Genomic DNA, 16,379 nt, shown 5'->3' on the forward strand with positions numbered 1-16,379 from the left:
CAGGAACCTAACAGGTCCCAGTGACAAAGGCCGCCCCTTGCGCCACATGAGCTGGGAGTAAGCTGAAAGATCGACGGGCAAACCGACGCACATGGGGAGGCCGATGCGGACTGGCCGTGGCATCTTGAGCCTTGCCGCAGGTCTGTTACTGGTGGCTCTCGCCTCCGTCGGATACGTGCTGCCTCCCGCGTTCGACCCGCCGCCGCTCAAGGCCGATGTCGCCCTGCAGTCACTGCCTCCCCAGCCTGCCGCGGAGCTGCGCCCGGTGGCGGCGGTCTCCGGCTTCAGGCAGGAGGAGATCTCGGTCCGGGCCGAGGGGCAGACCCTCTACGGAACGGTCCGATTCCCGATCCGGCCGGGCCGCTACCCGGCGATGGTGTTCGTGTCGGGCTCGGGGAACGGCTCGCGCACGGAGTTCACGCCGCAGGCGGAGTTCCTGTCGCGGGCGGGCGTGGTGACGCTGGCGTTCGACAAGCGGACGGTCGGCTACAACTTCCGCGACCGGGATTTCTCGCTGCTGGCGGACGACGCGCTGCGCATGGTCGACTACCTGCGCACCCGTCCCGACGTCGACCCGGCCCGGGTGGGCGTCTGGGGGGTGAGCGAGGGCGGCTGGGTGGTCCCGATCGCCGCGGCCAAGAGCGCCGGCGTGGGGTTCGTGGTGCTGGTCTCCTCTCCGAACGTCTCGCCGCTGCGCCAGGTCGCCTGGGCGCTGAACGAGCAGTTGCTGCGGCTGCGCGCGCCGGCGGGGGTGCGCGACCTGCTGATCAGGGCGATGGGCGCGGTCGGCTTCGACTTCCTGCGCTATGACGCCCAGCCCGCGCTGAGCCGGATCGAGCAGCCGGTGCTCGCCTTCTACGGCACCACCGACCCGTCGATCCCGTTCGTGGAGTCGACGGACGCGCTGCTGCGCGGCATGGAGGCGGCGGGGAACGACCACTACACGATCCGCTACCTGGCCGAAGGCGACCACGCGATGCGGATCCACGGCGGCGACTTCACCGCCGGATACCTCGACACGCTCGGCAACTGGATCCTCGGCCTGCCGGGCACCGCCAAGCCGCCGGTGCACCTGGCGGGGGCGACGCCGGTGCAGCGGTTCCAGGCGGCCGACGTGCCGGCCGCGCCGTGGTACGCGGGCGGCACGATGCTCGGGCTGACGATCTGCCTGGCCGCCGTCGGCTACGTGGCGGGCCCTGTCGCGGCGATGGTGGTACGGCTGCGCGGCCGGCACCAGATCCCGGAGCTGAACGCGCGGCTGTGGCCGCCGATCAGGCGCAGGCTGGCCAAGATGGTGTGGACCGGCGTCGGCCTGCTGGTGTCGGTGGCGGCGTTCATCATGCTGCTGGTGCTGTTCAGCATCAACCAGGCCGGGGCGTGGCCGGCGGTGCTGGCGGGCTGGCTCGTGGTGCGGGTGCTGGCGGTGCTGATGCTCATCCAGGAGGTCACCGCCGTGGCCGCGGTGGTGTCGGGCCTGCGCGAGGGAATGCGGCCGAGCCGCTGGCAGCACGTGGCGATCGCGGGCGTGCTGGGCGGCACCGGCCTGCTGCTGGTGGCCGCGGCCTACTACGGGCTCTTCTCGTTCCCCTGGTAGGCCGGGGCCCGTCATCCGACGTAGGCGCCCATCCAGCGGTCGAGCTCGGCGAACACCTGCTTGCGGACCGGCTCGGACGACAGCACCAGGTCGTGCACGCCTCCGTCCACCCGCACGCAGGTGACGTGCGGGCCGATCGAGGTCGCCCAGCGGGCCATGTGCTCGGGATCGAGCACGACGTCGGCCGAGCGCGCTTCCGGTACGAAGTCCCGTACCCGCAGGCCCTTGCCGGAGGTGAGGACGAGCACGGGCACGTCCACCTTCAGCCCGGCGTGCAGGCGGCGCTGGGCGCGCCGGACGGCGGCCAGCCAGGTGGCGTGCACCGGGAACCCGCCGAGGGGTTTCATCTCCAGGTCGTAGTGCCACTCGCCGTCGTGGTCGCGGTGCAGGCTGCGGCCGTAGACGTTGCTGGAGCCGAGCGGGATCGGCCTGGTCACGTACGAGAGCGGGGTCTTGAGCAGGTCGGCGGCCAGGCGGACCGGGCGGGAGACGTTGAGGTCGAAGAACGGGCTGTTGAGCACGAGCCCCTGGACCAGGCCGCGGCCGCGGACCCGGTCGGCCCAGAGCGGGGCGATGAGCCCGCCGGTGGAGTGGGCGTTGAGGGTCAGCTCGTCGTGGTCGCGCCGGATGAGGCGGACGGCCTCGTCGATCTCCGGGAAGTACTCGGTGACGCTGCGCACCAGGCCGCGGGTCTGGTGCGGCAGCAGCGAGCGGCCGTACTTGCGCAGGTCGAGCGCGTAGAAGTCGATGCCGCGCGCGATGTAGTGGTCGGCGAGGTGGTCCTGGAAGAAGTAGTCGGTGAAGCCGTGGAGGTAGAGGACCGCCCGGCGCGATCCGGTCCGCTTGGAGATCAGGGTCGCCACGACCTCGCCCTCGTAGTCGGGCGGCATGGCCAGGACGGTCGTCTCGTACATGTCACTCACCATAGGGATCTTCCGGCCACGACGGCACTCCCGGGGGAAGGTCCTCGGTCACGGACATCGGGAAGGCCGGGGGCCGCTTGTCCAGGAAAGCGGTGACGCCCTCGACCGCGTCACCGGCGGGGCCCAGCTCGGCCATCAGCCGGGAGTCGGCGGCGTGCGCCTCCCAGGGCGAGGACGCCGACAGCCCCGACCACATCAGCCGGCGCACGGCGGCCACCGAGACGGCGGAGGTGTTCTCGGCGATCTCACGGGCGAGCGCGTACGCGGCGGGCAGCAGTTCGTCCTTCGCGTGGACGCGTGACACCAGCCGGCCTTCCAGGGCCTCCGCCGCGCCGAAGACCCTGCCGGTGGCGGCCCATTCCATGGCCTGGGCGATGCCGACGATCCGCGGCAGGAACCAGCTGGAGGCGGCCTCGGGCACGATGCCGCGCCGGGCGAAGACGAACCCGATCTTGGCTCCGTCGGCGGCCAGCCGGACGTCCATCGGCAGCGTCATCGTGATGCCGACGCCGACGGCGGCGCCGTTGATCGCGGCGATGACGGGCTTGAGCGAGCGGGCGATGCGCAGGGTGACGGTGCCGCCGCCGTCGCGGGGGTAGCCGTTCACCAGCTCGGCCTCCCGCCCGGAACGGCCGAACGTGCCCCCGCCTCCGCCCAGGTCGGCGCCCGCGCAGAAGGCCCGGCCCGCGCCGGTGACGACGACCGCCCGCACCTCGTCGTCGGCGTCGGCCAGGTCGAAGGCTTCGATCAGTTCGGTGCGCATGGTGAGGGTGAACGCGTTGAGCCGTTCGGGACGGTTCAGGGTGATGGTGGCGACCCGGTCGGCCACGCCGTACTCGATCTCAGTGAACGCCATGAACCGAATCTTATTCGGTCACAAAAGTTCATCCATTGATAACCTCGGATTTCATATTTTGTCCCGAGACCACCGTCTCGAATCCGGCCTATGTGGTGATGTTCGGGGAAGCGGGGGACAGAGCGGTCCAAGGAGGATTCGGTGGGTGCGTTGCGGCTCGTCGGCTGGTTGATGCTGGCGGCCCTGGCGCCGGGGGCCGCTCACCTGAAGGCGGGGTGGCGGAGAACGGGCCTGACGCTGCTCGGCTGCTACGCGGCCGTCCTGCTCGCGCTCCTCGGCGTCTGGCTCACCACCGACGACCTGGCGTCCTTCGGCGGGCTCGTCGACGACACCTGGCTCATCCTGATCATCATCGTGACGGCGGTGCTGGGGGCCGCGTGGTTCGGGATGATCGTGCACTCGTTCACCGTGCTGCGGCCCGGCCGGCTGCGCCAGGGCGAACAGATCGTCACCGGCATGCTCGCCGGCCTGCTCGCCGTCGCGGTGATCGCGCCGTTCGCGCTGGTCACGCAGTACGTGTGGACGGGGCGGGAGGCGATCAACGCCATCTTCCGCGAACCCATGCCGGAGCCGCAGGCCGACGACGGCGAACGGCCGGTGCCGGCCGAGGACCCGTGGGACGGCCGCGAGCGGGTCAACATCCTGCTGCTGGGCGGCGACGCCGACGAGCGCCGTCCCGGCATCCGCACCGACAGCATGCACCTGGCCAGCGTGGACGTGCGGACGGGGGCCACCGTGCTGTTCAGCCTGCCGCGCAACCTGGAGGACGTGCGGTTCAAGCCCGGCACGCCGATGGCCGAACGCTTCCCCGACGGCTTCCGCCTGCCCCGCGACGCCGCCGGCGGCCGCAGCGACCTGCTCAACAGCGTCTGGGAGTACTCCGACGCGCACCCGGAGATCTTCGACGGCAAGCGGAACCAGGGCCCCCAGGTGCTGATGGAGACCATCGGACACACGCTGGGGCTGGCGGTCGACTGGTACGCGCTGGTCAACATGTGGGGGTTCGCCCGGCTGATCGACGCGATCGGCGGCGTCACGCTCACCGTCGAGCAGGACGTGGTCTTCGGCAGGTACAACGAGGGCCGGGTGAAGGCCGGCACCCGCAAGCTCGACGGCGCGGCCGCCATGTGGTACGCCCGCTCCCGCACCAACAGCGACGACTACACCCGGATGCGCCGCCAGCGGTGCGTGATCAGCGCGCTGCTGGACGAGGCGGACCCGGCGACGGTGCTGTCCAGGTTCACCGCGATCGCCGGGGCGACCAAGGAGCTGATCAGGACCGACATCCCCCGCGACATGCTGCGCCACCTGGTGCCCCTCGCGCTGAAGGTGCAGGACGCCAAGGTGACCAGCGTCCAGTTCGTGCCGCCGTTGATCAAGACGTACGACCCCGACTGGCGGCAGATCCGCAAGCTCGTCCGTGAGGCGCTGCGCGCGTCGGAAGGAAGCACCCCGGTCGCCGCCTCCGCGACGCCCGCGGCGATGCCGGCGGCCACCCCGTCCGCCACCCCGTCCGCCACCCCGTCCGCCACCCCGTCCGCCACCCCGTCCCGTACGCGGACGCCCGGCAAGGCCGGGGACGACGAGCCCGCCACGGACCTGGCGGCGGGCTGCGGCAAGAACTGAGCGAGCCCCGGACGTCAGGCCGTGCAGCCCCTCAGGGGGTGCAGCCTCAGGTGGTGAAGGTGAAGTAGTCCTTCGCCAGGCGGCGCAGCCGGGTCTCGTCGACGGAGTGGCCCAGCCCCGGCTGGGTGAACGGGACGGCGATGACGCCCGCGTTGGCGCCGACGATCGGGGTGACGACCTGGTTGTTGCGCGGCGGCTGCGTCACGTCGCACGGCAGCGTGCAGCCCGGCAGGCTGCCGATGGCGACCGTCGCGGCCCTGGCGAGCCCGGCGCCCTGGCCGCCGGCGCACTGGATGTCCCAGCCGGCCGCGACCGCGCGGTCGTGGGCGCGGCGGGCCTCGCTGATCGACGGGAAGGACGCCGGCCGCAGCAGCAGCACCCTGGCCGCGCGCAGCGTGAGGTAGTCGTCGAGGTCGGCGGTGGAGCTGACCTCGACCGCGACCGAGGCGGACACCTGGTCCTGCAGGTCGGCGTGCGCGTACACGTCGCCGGCCGCGAAGGGGCGCTCGATCACCTCCAGCCCGTAGGAGTCGAGCGCGACGAGCTGGCCGCCGTCGCTGTAGGCGTTGCCGCAGTCGACGGCGAGCGTCAGCGCCGGATAGGCGGCGCGCACGGCCCGCACCGGCTCGACGTCCCAGCCCGGCCGCACGTCGAGCGTCACGTGGCTGTAGCCGGCGCACACCTGCTGGTTGACCCGCGTCACCAGGCTCTCGATCGACAGGTCGGGCGTGAGCCGGACGGTGGCCATCAACGAGGTGCGGGTGCCGCCGATCGCGTCGGCGAGCGGCACGCCGCGCATCCGCGTCCACAGGTCCCAGCAGGCCATGTCGACGGCGGGGTCGCCGCTGGGCACGCTGTCGGGGTGCTCCCAGTCGACGCCGACGAGCACAGCCCCGAGCGTCTCCTCCAGCCTCGACCAGGACTTGGGGGGCGGGCTCACGGCCTCGCCCCAGCCCGTCATGCCGCCGTAATCGGTCAGCTTCACCAGCAGGCTCTCCGTGCGCCTGCCGAACGGCAGCACGACACGGAGCACCTCCAGCTCCCGCACTCGCGGCATGAACCCCCCTCTGGTGAACCGGCTCCCTCCAGTGTGCCCGCCGCCGCGCCGTGGACGAAACGCAGGACTCGGGACATCCGGCCACCCGGAGCCCCCGGCGACCGCTCAGGGCACGGCCGGACCTGGGCGGACGCCGAGGTTGCGCTCCGCCCACCGGCCGATGTCGCGGCGCTCGATCGCCGCGGCCATCAGATCGGGGAAGGCGTCGGGCGTGCACGCGAACGCCGGCACGCCCATCGCCGCGAGCGCCGCCGCGTTCTCGTGGTCGTAGAAGGGCGCGCCCTCGTCCGACAGCGCCAGCAGCACGATCACCTGGACCCCGGCCTGCGTCATCGCGGCCACCCGGCGCAGCATCTCCTGACGGATCCCTCCCTCGTACAGGTCGCTGATCAGCACGAAGATCGAGTCGGTGGGCCGGGTGATGAGGCCCTGGCAGTAGGCGATCGCCCGGTTGATGTCGGTGCCGCCGCCGAGCTGGGCGCCGAACAGCAGCTCCACCGGGTCGTGCAACTGGTCGGTCAGGTCGGCCACGGAGGTGTCGAAGACGACCAGCGACGTCTTGAGCGACCGCGTCGAGGCCAGCACCGCGCCGAACACGCCGGCGTAGACCACCGAGGCCGCCATCGACCCGCTCTGGTCGATCGCCAGCACCACCTCCCGCTGCACCGCCCGCTGCCTGCGCGCGTACCCGACGAGCCGGGACGGGACGACGGTGTCGTGCTCGGGAAGGTAGTTCTTCAGGTTGGCGCGGATCGTGCGGTCCCAGTCGATGTCGGCCACCCTTTTCGGGCGGTGGTTCCTGGCGCTGCGGTCGAGCGCGCCGGTGACGGCCGCCCTGGTCCTGTGGGCCAGCCGCCGCTCCAGCTCGGCGACCACCGCGCGGACCACCGCCCTGGCCGACTCGCGCGCCTGGTCGGGCATCACCCGGTTGAGCGACAGCAGGGTGCCCACCAGGTGGACGTCGGGCTCGACGGCCTCCAGCATCTCCGGTTCCAGCAGCAGGCGGGTCAGGTTGAGCCGCTCGATGGCGTCCTTCTGCATCACCTGCACGACCGTCGAAGGGAAGTAGGTCCTGATGTCGCCGAGCCAGCGGGCCACGCGCGGCGCCGACGCGCCCAGCCCGCCCTCGCGCCCGGAACCCCGCTCGCCCCGGCCTCCGGGGCCGCCCTGGCCTCCGGGAGCGCCCTGCCCGTAGAGCGCGGCCAGCGCCGCGTCCATCCCCGCGTCGGCGCCGCTCAGGCCGTGGCCGGTGCCGTCGGCGTCGCCGCCGCCGAGCACCAGCCGCCACCGGCGCAGCCGCTCGTCCTGGTCAGCCATGCCCACTCCCCAAGATCTCCAGCACGGTGCGCCCGGCCTTGGCGGCCCGCCGCTCGTCCAGCTCCGGCTCGCCGTCCTCCGCCGCGCGCCCGCCCCGGCGCGCGCGCTCGCCCACCGCTCTCCTCTCGGGCGCGGCGAAACCGCTGAAGGTACGCCGCAGCAGAGGCAGCACCTCGACGAACTGCTCCGCGCCGAGCCCGGTCAGCCACTCGTCGACCAGCCCGAACAGGCGCGGATCGTGCACCAGCAGCAGGCCGCCGCCGGACAGGAACCCCTCGACCCAGGCGGCCGTCCTGGCGGGCGACTCGCCGCGCGACACGGCTCTGGCCATCCGGTCGCCGGCGTCGTCGATCTCACCGGCGTCGAGCAGGATCCGGGTCAGCCGTCCCTCGACCAGGCCGTGCAGATCCTGACGCCCGCACAGCCCGCGCAGGGTGGCCAGCCACCGCTCACGCGGCGACGCCGCGCCGCCGCGCTCCCCCGCGTCCGGGGGGTGATCCGGCCCGCCCGCGTCCTCGTCCAGCAGGCCCATGGCGGCGTGCACGGCGTCGACGTGGCCGAGCAGCCCGGCCGCCGCCTCGTCGTCCAGCCGGGTCACCGCGACGGGCAGGCCCACGCAGATCCGGTCCAGCATCGACCGCACGATCACCGTCAGCCCTTCGGCGGAGGTCCCGCGTACGTCGCCGTACCGGTGCGCGCGGACCATCGCCGGCAGCGCCGCCATGAGCCGGGTGACGTCGGTGTCGAGCGCCGCCTTGGCGGACAGCGCCGCCAGCACGTCGGGCAGCGCCTCGGGCAGGTCGGCCAGCAGGCACTGCTCCACCAGCGCGGTCAGCTCCGCCAGCGACACCCCGCCGTCCTCGCCACCGGACCCCGCAGAACCCCCCGCCGCCCCGGCCCCCGGCGCGTCGCCGGGCGCCGGGGCGGGAGCGGACGTGCCGGTGGCGCGGTCGCGGGCGTGGCGGGCGGCGGCGGCCGCGACCGTCGTGCCCAGGGCCGCCCGCTCGATCAGCGTCAGGTCGAACTCCGGCTCCCAGCGCAGCCGCCACGTCTCCCTGAACGTGCCCTTGCCCCGCGCCTCCCCCGGCTCGCCCCACCCGACCCCGAGCAGCCGCAACCGGTGCAGCAGGTGGCTGCGCGAAAGGTCGAGCGGCTTGCGCAGGTCGAGGTCCAGCTCCCGGTCGAGCGCCTCCGGCCGGAGCCGCACCGCGCGCTGCCGGTCGCGCAGGTCACGCTGGAGCGGCACCATCGGGGTGCCGTCGGTCACCCGCCCCAGCCGGTCGCCGACCACCAGCCGCCGGTGGATCAGCTCCACCGCCAGGTCGTCGCCCTCGCACAGCACCGCCCTGGCCGCCTCGGTCACCTCGCCGAGCCCGGCCAGCGGCCGCCCGCGCAGCGCCGCCAGCCCGTGGGCGAGCCGCGACGCCTCGATCACGTGGGCCGGCGACACCGCCAGCCCTTCCTCGCGCAGCGCCCCCGCCGCCCTCGCCAGCCACCGCTCGATCGGCCGGTCGGGCGCCGTGAACAGGTGGTCGTACCAGCCGGGCGAGGTGATGCCGGCCCCGTAGCCGCTCCACCAGGCCAGCCGCCCGTGAGTCCACGGCACCCAGGTCAGCTCGGCCTTCGCCCTGGGCATGCCGCGCAGCACGGCGTTGTCGTCCTTGACCGGCGGCAGCGGCCCGGTCAGCGCGGGCACGTGCCAGGCCCCGCAGATCACGGCGATCCGCTCGTGCCCCTCCTTGATCGCCGCACGCAGCGTCCTGCGCATGTACGCCTCGCGCCTGGCCTCCCGCCCGGCCGGGACGTACCCCTCCCGGACGGCGGCCACGGCCTCGGCGATCGCCTCGAACGGGGTGTCGCCGCGGTGCTCGACCACGTCCTCCCACCACCGCTCGGGGTCGTCGTAGCCGGCGGCGCCCGCCAGCGAGCCGATGGGATCGATCCGTACGGGGTCGTCCTGCGCGCCCGAGGGCTCCCGGGGCTCGGCGAGTGTGCAGGCGGCGGGCAGGTCGCAGAAGCGGACCGGGACGCCCGCCCCGGCCGCGTACCGGATCGCCTGCCACTCCGGGGAGAAGCGGGCGAACGGCCAGAAGGCGGCGCTGGACGGGCTGCCCGGGACGTGGGCCAGCAACGCGACCGGCGGTTCGAGGTCGGGGGCGAGGTGGACGAGGGAGTCGGCCTCCGGCGGGCCCTCGACGAGGACGACGCCGGGGCGCAGGCGTTCGAGCTCGGCCCGGACGGCGCGGGCCGAGCCGGGGCCGTGGTGGCGGACGCCCAGGACGGCGACGTGACTCATGACACCTCGCGGCAGGCGCGGTAGAAGTCGCGCCAGTCGGACCGCTCGCGGACGACCGTCTCCAGGTACTCGCGCCACACCACCCGGTCGGACACCGGCTCCTGCACCACGGCCCCGACCAGGCCGGCGGCCACGTCGGCGGGCCGCAGCACGCCGTCGCCGAAGTGGGCGGCCAGGGCGATGCCGCTGGTCAGCACCGAGATGGCCTCGGCGGTGGAGAGCGTGGCGCTGGGAGACTTGACCTTGGTGCGGCCGTCCTCGGTCATGCCGGCGCGCAGCTCGCGGAAGACGGTCACCACGCGGCGGATCTCCGACAGCGCGGTGACGGTCTCGGGCAGCGCCAGCGAGTGGCCGAGCTGGGCGACGCGGCGCGCCACGATGTCGACCTCCTCCTCGGCGGTGGCGGGCACCGGGAGCACGACGGTGTTGAAGCGGCGGCGCAGCGCGCTGGACAGCTCGTTGACGCCGCGGTCGCGGTCGTTGGCGGTGGCGATGACGTTGAAGCCGCGCTCGGCCTGCACCTCGCGGTTGAGCTCGGGGATCGGCAGCGTCTTCTCCGACAGCACGGTGATCAGCGCGTCCTGCACGTCGGAAGGCATGCGGGTGAGCTCCTCGACCCTGGCCACCCGGCCCTCGGCCATCGCCCGCATCACCGGCGAGGGGGTCAGCGCCTCCAGGGACGGGCCCTCGGCCAGCAGCCGCGCGTAGTTCCACCCGTACCGGATGGCCTCCTCCGCGGTGCCCGCGGTGCCCTGCACGAGCAGCGTCGAGTCACCGCTGATGGCGGCGGCGAGGTGCTCCGACAGCCAGGTCTTGGCGGTGCCGGGCACGCCGAGCAGCAGCAGCGCCCGGTCGGTGGCCAGGGTGGCGACGGCCACCTCGACGATGCGGCGGGCGCCGACGTACTTGGGGGTGACGCGGTCGCCGTCGCCGAGGATGTAGGTGGTGACCGCCCACGGCGAGAGCTTCCAGCCGGGCGGGCGCGGCCGGTCGTCCTCCTTGGCGAGCAGGGCCAGCTCGTCGGCGTACTGGTCTTCAGCGTGGGGACGCAGAACGGTCATGTCAGCTCCTTGAACATCTCGGCGCGGAAGCGCAGGAGGGCGGCCACCTGCTGGACGGACGGCGCGGGCGAGCAGCTCTCGGCCAGCGGGGCCAGGCCCGGGTCGATGCGCTCGCCGGCCAGGCGGACCAGCTCGTCGAGGTTCCACGGCTGGGTGGCGGCCACTTTTACGATCTTGTGCAGGACGGCGGAGGCGAGGGGCTCGCGCCAGGAGGGCGACACCCCGCCCAACACCATGATCAACTGGCTGTCGAGGTCGTGGGCCCGGGTGAAGCCGGCGGCGAGCTCCTGCTGCTCGCCGGGGCCGAGCGCCTCCAGCAGGTCGGCGATCGGGTCCCAGGCGAACATCGCCCGCGCCCACGCCGGATCGCGCTGCAGCACCGCGGCGCGCACCCAGCCGGCCTTCACCTCGCCGTCCCACTCGGGGACGCGCCGGGCGAGCAGGCTCTCGGGCGGCTCACCCCACATGGACAGCGGCGCGCGGGCGATGACCTGCTGCAGCCACCAGGCCCGCTCGCCGAACCCGCGCGGCGGCTTGGCCCTGATGCCGTCGCGCTCCATCGCCCTGTCGCAGCCCGAGGGCGGCTCGACGAGGATCACGGCGGGCCCGACGGTCAGGCAGGCGCGGGCGCGCTCGGCCATCCGCCGCGACAGCCGCGACTCCGGCAGGCGCGTGAGCAGGTTGGCGGCCTCCTGGCGGACCTCGCGCCGCCGGTCGTCCAGCGCCGACTCCAGGAACGGCTCGTCGTCCATGGACAGCCCGTCGGCCAGCATCTCCGTGAAAGCCGCCCGGTCGTCGGGCGTCTCGCGCTCCCACGTGCTCTCCAGCAGCCGCCTCGCCTCAGCGGGGTCGCTCTTCCTGAGCCGCCGCAGGTGGGCGCGCCGGTCGGCGGCGCCGCCCAGCTCCCACGTCTCACCGGTCGGCTCGTCGAGGAGGTACGTCCACACCGGGTTGCGGGCGGCGAGCCACCGGCCGCGCCGCCCGGCCAGCACCCCGAGATGGGCCCGTACGGAGCGGTCCCACCGGCCGCGCTCGAGCAGCTCGGGCAGCATGTGGGGGGGCACCCGGCGGCCGGTGGCGGCGGCGCCGGCCAGCCATTCGGGCAGCAGCCGCTCGTACTCGCCGCCGACGATGCGGGCCAGCCGCTCGGCGGCCCGCCTGCCGATCGGCTCCTGCTCCTCCTCGGGCGCGGCCTCGCCCGCCCCGCTCTCGGCGGGCCGGCGGCCGGCCCGGCGCCGCGCCGTCTCCACCGCGGCGGCGGCGAGCAGGTCTCCGGGGTACGGCCGGCGATCGGTCCCGACGAGGGCCGTCGAGGCCAGGTCCGCCCAGTCGCTCATGGGGTGCTCACCGTCCACCTCCGCGTCGCGCTCCTCACAGGATCACCACCGTCCCGTCCTCGTCCCAGGTCGTCAGCGGGCGCAGCCCCCGGGGGGTCCACTCGACGGCCACCGTCACCGGGTGCCCGCCGGACACCGCGAGCAGCCGCCACACCCCGCGCCAGGAGGCCAGCAGCGGGAACCCGGCCAGCGTGTCCTCACCGGGCACCACGCCCGTCAGCACCAGCGGCCAGGACTCGGTCCACGGGTCGGCGGCCAGCGCCGCGGCGACCTCCTCCAGGGCCTCGGCGACGCCCGCTCCAGGCGGGGGGCCCGTCGCGGCGGAAGGCTCGGACCCGTGGCGGCGGGCCACCAGCGCGCGGAGCGGGGCGGCGCCGGGGTAGAAGGCGAGGTCGGCGTCGATCGTGGTGCCCGTCACCAGGGAGGCGTCGAGGGGCTGACCTGCCGGGGCGAAGGACAGCACGAGCGCCGCGCGGCCCGTCTCCCGGCCGCGCAGCCAGACCCGGCGGGCCGTGAGCCGGTCCTGCTCCTCGTCGCGCAGGCCGAGGACGTCCCACCGGTCGCGCACCGCCGGGCGGACCAGGACCTCCTCCCGGGTGACCGGGAAGCCGACCCGCATGAGCACCGTCTCGGCCAGGCCGGGAGGAAGCCCGGCCCGCCTGCGGTAGGCGACGGCGAGCAGATGGAGCAGGGCGTACTCCTCCAGGAGCCGGCCCGGCCACTCGTCCTCCTCCCTGACCCGGGCGAGCCTGGTGACCGTGCCCGCCATCCCGGGCGCCTGGGCGTCGACGAGGCGTTTGGCCAGGCCCTCCCAGTCGTGCGGCGCGGCCGTGGCCAGGCCCTGGCGGATCTGGTCGGCCAGCCACCGCTCCACCTCCGCCAGCCCGGCCGCGACCCGCGCATGCCGCGGCGACCCGCCGTCACGGGAAGACACGCCGTCACGGGAAGACACGCCGTCACGGGAAGACACGCCGTCACGGGACGACGCCCCGCCGTCGCCAGACGATGGGCCGTCGCCGGACGACCCGCCGTCCGGGGCGCCGCTCCCCCACCCGTCCTCGCCGCCCAAGGCGCCGCGCCGGTCGCCGGCCGAGCCGTCTCGATCCCCGCCAGTCCCGGAACCGGCCCCAGAGCCGCTCCCGGGGTCGTCTTGGGTGGCGGCCGACCGGGCGCGGGCGGCCTCGAGGCGGGCGGCCGAGCGGGCGGCGCGGGCCTCCCGCTGGGCCAGCCACTCCGCCGCGAAGGCCGGCAGCTCGTCCGTCTCCGGCACGCCGTCGGCCGACCACAGCAGCAGCAGCCCCAGCGCGTGCTTGCAGGGGAACTTGCGGCTCGGGCAGCCGCACCGGTAGGCGGGCTCGCTCAGGTCGACGCACGCCTGGTAGGGCGAGGCCCCGCTGCCCTGGCACTCGCCGAACAGCACCTCGCCCGTCACCCCGCGCACCCGCCACTTGCCCGCCGCGGCGACGCCCTGGGCCGCCTTGCGGGAGGACGCGTCGGGGGCGAGCGAGAGGACTTGATCACGGCTCCACCGTTCGATCACCCGCCGCACATTAGCCACGCCGACCGACATTCCGCGACCGGGCGCGGACGATCAACCGGCGCCCCGTACAATCCGCCGGATGGAGCTGATGATCTACCCGGACGGGCCGGTCCTCGAGGTGGCCGACGAGGCGGACGCGCTGGCGCGGGGACTGGAGGGGCAGCTCGTGCTCGACCGGACGCGGTTCCTGCGGCGCGACGTGACCGGCGCGCCGGTGGGGTTCGTGCCGCGCCCGCCGGTCGCGCGGGCGCTCGACCTGCTGCCGCACCCCGAGGGCGGCTGGTTCAGGGAGACGTGGCGGTCGGGGGTGACGTTCCAGCCTGACGGGTACGAGGGCGACCGGGTCAGCGCGACCGGGATCTACTTCCTGCTGATGCCGGGCGAGGAGTCGGTGCCGCACATGGTGCGCTCCGACGAGGCGTGGCTGTGGCACCGGGGCGGCCCGCTGCGGCTGGTGATCGGGGACGAGAGCGTCGTCCTGGGGCCGGACGTGGAGCGCGGACAGGTGCCGCAGGCGGTGGTGCCCGCCGGGGTGTGGCAGTCGGCCCGGCCCGCGGAGGAGCGGGAGGTGCTGGTCAGCTGCGTGGTGTCGCCCGGGTTCACGTTCGCGGACTTCACCGCGCTGCCGCCGGACCGTCGCTGACCACCAGGTCGCGCGGCACCTGACCGGCCGAGCCGAGGCCGCACAGGGTGAGGGCGTTGGCCAGTTCGGCGCGCAGCAGCGCCAGCACGTGGGCGACGCCGTCGGCGCCCGCCACCGTCAGCCCCCAGACCACGGGCCGGCCGATCGCCACGGCGGTCGCGCCCAGGGCGAGCGCCTTGACGACGTCGGTGCCGCGCCGCACGCCGCCGTCGAGCAGGACGGGCACGCGGCCGCCCACCGCCTCGGCGATCAGCGGGAGGCGGTCGATGGTGGCGGGGGCGGTGTCGAGCTGGCGGCCGCCGTGGTTGGAGACGATGACCGCGTCGGCGCCGTGCGCGACGGCCAGGGCGGCGTCGGCCGGGTGCAGGATGCCCTTCAGGACGATCGGCAGCGACGTGACGCCGCGCAGCCAGTCGATGTGCCGCCACGAGATCTCCGGGGAGAGCGTGACCTGCCGGATGTCGCCGGCCCCGCCCAGGTTCGGGCACGACAGGCCCGGCGGCAGGTCGAGCAGCGCGCTCCTGGCGCGTTCGCCGGTCCGCAGCGCGGGCGAGTCGACCGTGATCACCAGCGCCCGGCAGCCGGCCGCCTCGGCCCGCCGCACCAGCTGCTCGGTGTAGCCCAGGTCCGGCTGGAGGTAGAGCTGGAACCAGAGCGTGGCGCCGGTGGCCGCCACGTCCTCCATCGCCACGGTCGACAGCATCGCGTTGATCATGATGACGCCGGCCCGCGCGGCGGCCCGGCCGGTGGCCAGCTCTCCTTCAGGGTGCGCCAGCCGGTGGAACGCGCTGGGCGCCACCAGCACCGGCATCGACGCCTGCCGCCCCAGGAGGGTGAGGTCCAGTGCGGGTTCGCCGGCCCCGGTCAGCACCCGGGGCACCAGCATCAGCCGGCGGAACGCCGCCTCGTTGGCGCCGAGCGTGACCTCGTCCTGCGCCCCGCCGGCGAAGTAGCCGTAGAGGCCGGGGTCGAGCTTGTCCCTGGCGGCCGTCTCGTACTCGCGGAGGTTGACGGGTTCCACCCGACCAATGTGACGGCAAAGGCCGGACCTGGCAATCGTCTGTCTCAGGACGTACGCTTCAGTCGCGCGGCGTCACCTCTGCCGGCCCGCGGCGGAGAGATTAGCGGGACTCGGCGCATGTGCGTGCCATATCGTGGGTACGGCAAGAATCCCTTGCATTGTGCAATGGTGATCCAAGGGTGAAATGTCACACTTTCTGGAGGGCGGAGACGTGAACCCCGGCTTCTCCTGCGTCATCACCCCTGTCGACGGCGCCACGGTCCTGAGCCTGTCGGGCGAGCTGGACATCGCGACGGCCGCCGAGTGCGGCCGCTGCCTGGCCGAGGCCATCGCGAGCACCGAGCCGGCGCGGGTCGTCGTCGACATGAAGGGCGTCGAGTTCTGCGACTCCTCGGGCCTCAGCGTCCTGATCTCGGCGTCGGCCGGGGCCGAGGCGTCCGGCGGCGTCCTGGTCCTGTGCGAGCTCCATCCGCGCATCCGGCGGGTGCTCACCATCACGGGCCTGAGCCGGCGGTTCCGCACGTACGACACGGTGGCGGAGGCCATCGCGGCGCTGCCCCGGCCGATCACGTCCTAGCCTTCAGGCCAGCCCAGCGGGTGCGGGCCCCCTTCGGGAGGCTCGGCGCCCGCCGCGTTGAAGGCGTTCATGGCCGTGACCAGGGAGCGGCACTGCTCGGGCGACATGCGGGCCACGATGGCCGCGATCTCGGCGCGGCGGCGGGCGGTCACCTCGTCCACGACGCGCCGGCCCTCGGGGGTGAGCCGCATCAGGCTCTCCCTGCGGTTGAGCGGGTTGACCTCGCGCACGACCAGGCCGGCCGCCGCCAGCCTGTCGGCCATCCGCATGGCGGTGGAGGGGTTGACGTTCAGCAGCTCGGCCATCGTGACGAGCTTGGTCTGCCCCCGCGTGGCCAGCACCACCAGCATCCTGAACTGCGACAGCGTGACCCGTTCCGCGACCGCGCCGAGCGAGCGGGCGGCGATGCCGACGAGCAGGCGGGTGGCCGTCAGCACCGCGGAGGTCACCGCGGCGAGGTCGTCCGCCGACTCTGACATAGCCCTTTTTGTACACGCTTTACCGCAGAGGCTCCTGACTTATCCGGACATC

At 74.1% G+C, this 16,379-nt stretch carries 14 protein-coding genes; 4 read left to right on the forward strand and 10 right to left on the reverse strand.

Annotation, left to right across the window (positions count from 1 at the left end):
- Positions 1–151 precede the first annotated feature (151 nt).
- Positions 152–1,594 carry an alpha/beta hydrolase family protein gene (locus ACQEUU_RS26570; protein ID WP_433070847.1) on the forward strand — a complete coding sequence of 481 codons (1,443 nt, stop codon included), beginning with the start codon at positions 152–154 and terminating at the stop codon, positions 1,592–1,594.
- A gap of 11 nt (positions 1,595–1,605) precedes the next feature.
- Here the strand turns inward: ACQEUU_RS26570 and ACQEUU_RS26575 are convergent, their stop codons facing one another.
- A complete protein-coding gene (locus tag ACQEUU_RS26575) occupies positions 1,606–2,508 on the reverse strand; it encodes an alpha/beta hydrolase (RefSeq protein ID WP_433070849.1) in 903 nt (300 codons plus the stop codon).
- 1 nt (position 2,509) lies between these two features.
- Positions 2,510–3,373 carry a crotonase/enoyl-CoA hydratase family protein gene (locus tag ACQEUU_RS26580; RefSeq protein WP_433070851.1) on the reverse strand — a complete coding sequence of 288 codons (864 nt, stop codon included), beginning with the start codon at positions 3,371–3,373 and terminating at the stop codon, positions 2,510–2,512.
- Positions 3,374–3,514: 141 nt separating this feature from the next.
- Between ACQEUU_RS26580 and ACQEUU_RS26585 the strand changes: the two genes are divergently transcribed.
- Positions 3,515–4,999, forward strand: coding sequence for an LCP family protein (locus ACQEUU_RS26585; protein WP_433070852.1), 1,485 nt, complete (start codon positions 3,515–3,517; stop codon positions 4,997–4,999).
- Positions 5,000–5,045: 46 nt separating this feature from the next.
- Here the strand turns inward: ACQEUU_RS26585 and ACQEUU_RS26590 are convergent, their stop codons facing one another.
- From ACQEUU_RS26590 to ACQEUU_RS26615, 6 genes are all read right to left on the reverse strand, one after another.
- Positions 5,046–6,056 carry an enolase C-terminal domain-like protein gene (locus ACQEUU_RS26590; RefSeq protein ID WP_433070854.1) on the reverse strand — a complete coding sequence of 337 codons (1,011 nt, stop codon included), beginning with the start codon at positions 6,054–6,056 and terminating at the stop codon, positions 5,046–5,048.
- Positions 6,057–6,161: 105 nt separating this feature from the next.
- Positions 6,162–7,373 carry a VWA domain-containing protein gene (locus ACQEUU_RS26595; protein WP_433070856.1) on the reverse strand — a complete coding sequence of 404 codons (1,212 nt, stop codon included), beginning with the start codon at positions 7,371–7,373 and terminating at the stop codon, positions 6,162–6,164.
- The gene (locus ACQEUU_RS26600) at positions 7,366–9,669 is read right to left on the reverse strand and encodes a DUF5682 family protein (RefSeq protein WP_433070858.1); all 2,304 of its coding nucleotides are present in this window, start codon (positions 9,667–9,669) and stop codon (positions 7,366–7,368) included. Before ACQEUU_RS26600 ends, ACQEUU_RS26595 begins: the two co-directional genes overlap by 8 nt.
- Entirely contained in the window at positions 9,666–10,730 is a 1,065-nt protein-coding gene (locus tag ACQEUU_RS26605) for an ATP-binding protein (RefSeq protein WP_433070860.1), read from the reverse strand. Before ACQEUU_RS26605 ends, ACQEUU_RS26600 begins: the two co-directional genes overlap by 4 nt.
- Positions 10,727–12,067, reverse strand: a complete 1,341-nt coding sequence (locus ACQEUU_RS26610; RefSeq protein WP_433070862.1) for a DUF5691 domain-containing protein — start codon at positions 12,065–12,067, stop codon at positions 10,727–10,729. Before ACQEUU_RS26610 ends, ACQEUU_RS26605 begins: the two co-directional genes overlap by 4 nt.
- Before the next feature lie 34 nt (positions 12,068–12,101).
- Positions 12,102–13,607, reverse strand: a complete 1,506-nt coding sequence (locus tag ACQEUU_RS26615; RefSeq protein ID WP_433070864.1) for an SWIM zinc finger family protein — start codon at positions 13,605–13,607, stop codon at positions 12,102–12,104.
- Positions 13,608–13,686: 79 nt separating this feature from the next.
- Between ACQEUU_RS26615 and ACQEUU_RS26620 the strand changes: the two genes are divergently transcribed.
- Positions 13,687–14,250, forward strand: coding sequence for a cupin domain-containing protein (locus ACQEUU_RS26620; protein ID WP_433070866.1), 564 nt, complete (start codon positions 13,687–13,689; stop codon positions 14,248–14,250).
- Here the strand turns inward: ACQEUU_RS26620 and ACQEUU_RS26625 are convergent.
- Positions 14,222–15,271, reverse strand: coding sequence for an alpha-hydroxy acid oxidase (locus ACQEUU_RS26625; protein WP_433070868.1), 1,050 nt, complete (start codon positions 15,269–15,271; stop codon positions 14,222–14,224). The two genes, ACQEUU_RS26620 and ACQEUU_RS26625, sit on opposite strands and share 29 nt — an antisense overlap.
- Positions 15,272–15,455: 184 nt before the next feature.
- Between ACQEUU_RS26625 and ACQEUU_RS26630 the strand changes: the two genes are divergently transcribed.
- A complete protein-coding gene (locus tag ACQEUU_RS26630) occupies positions 15,456–15,848 on the forward strand; it encodes an STAS domain-containing protein (RefSeq protein WP_433070869.1) in 393 nt (130 codons plus the stop codon).
- On the opposite strand, the gene ACQEUU_RS26635 is transcribed toward ACQEUU_RS26630, so the two are convergent.
- Positions 15,845–16,327 (reverse strand): MarR family winged helix-turn-helix transcriptional regulator, encoded by a 483-nt coding sequence (locus tag ACQEUU_RS26635; RefSeq protein ID WP_433070871.1) that lies wholly within the window; start codon positions 16,325–16,327, stop codon positions 15,845–15,847. The genes ACQEUU_RS26630 and ACQEUU_RS26635 overlap by 4 nt on opposite strands.
- Between the last annotated feature and the right edge of the window lie 52 nt (positions 16,328–16,379).

Source organism: Nonomuraea sp. CA-218870, assembly GCF_050936535.1.
GTDB lineage: Bacteria > Actinomycetota > Actinomycetes > Streptosporangiales > Streptosporangiaceae > Nonomuraea > Nonomuraea corallina.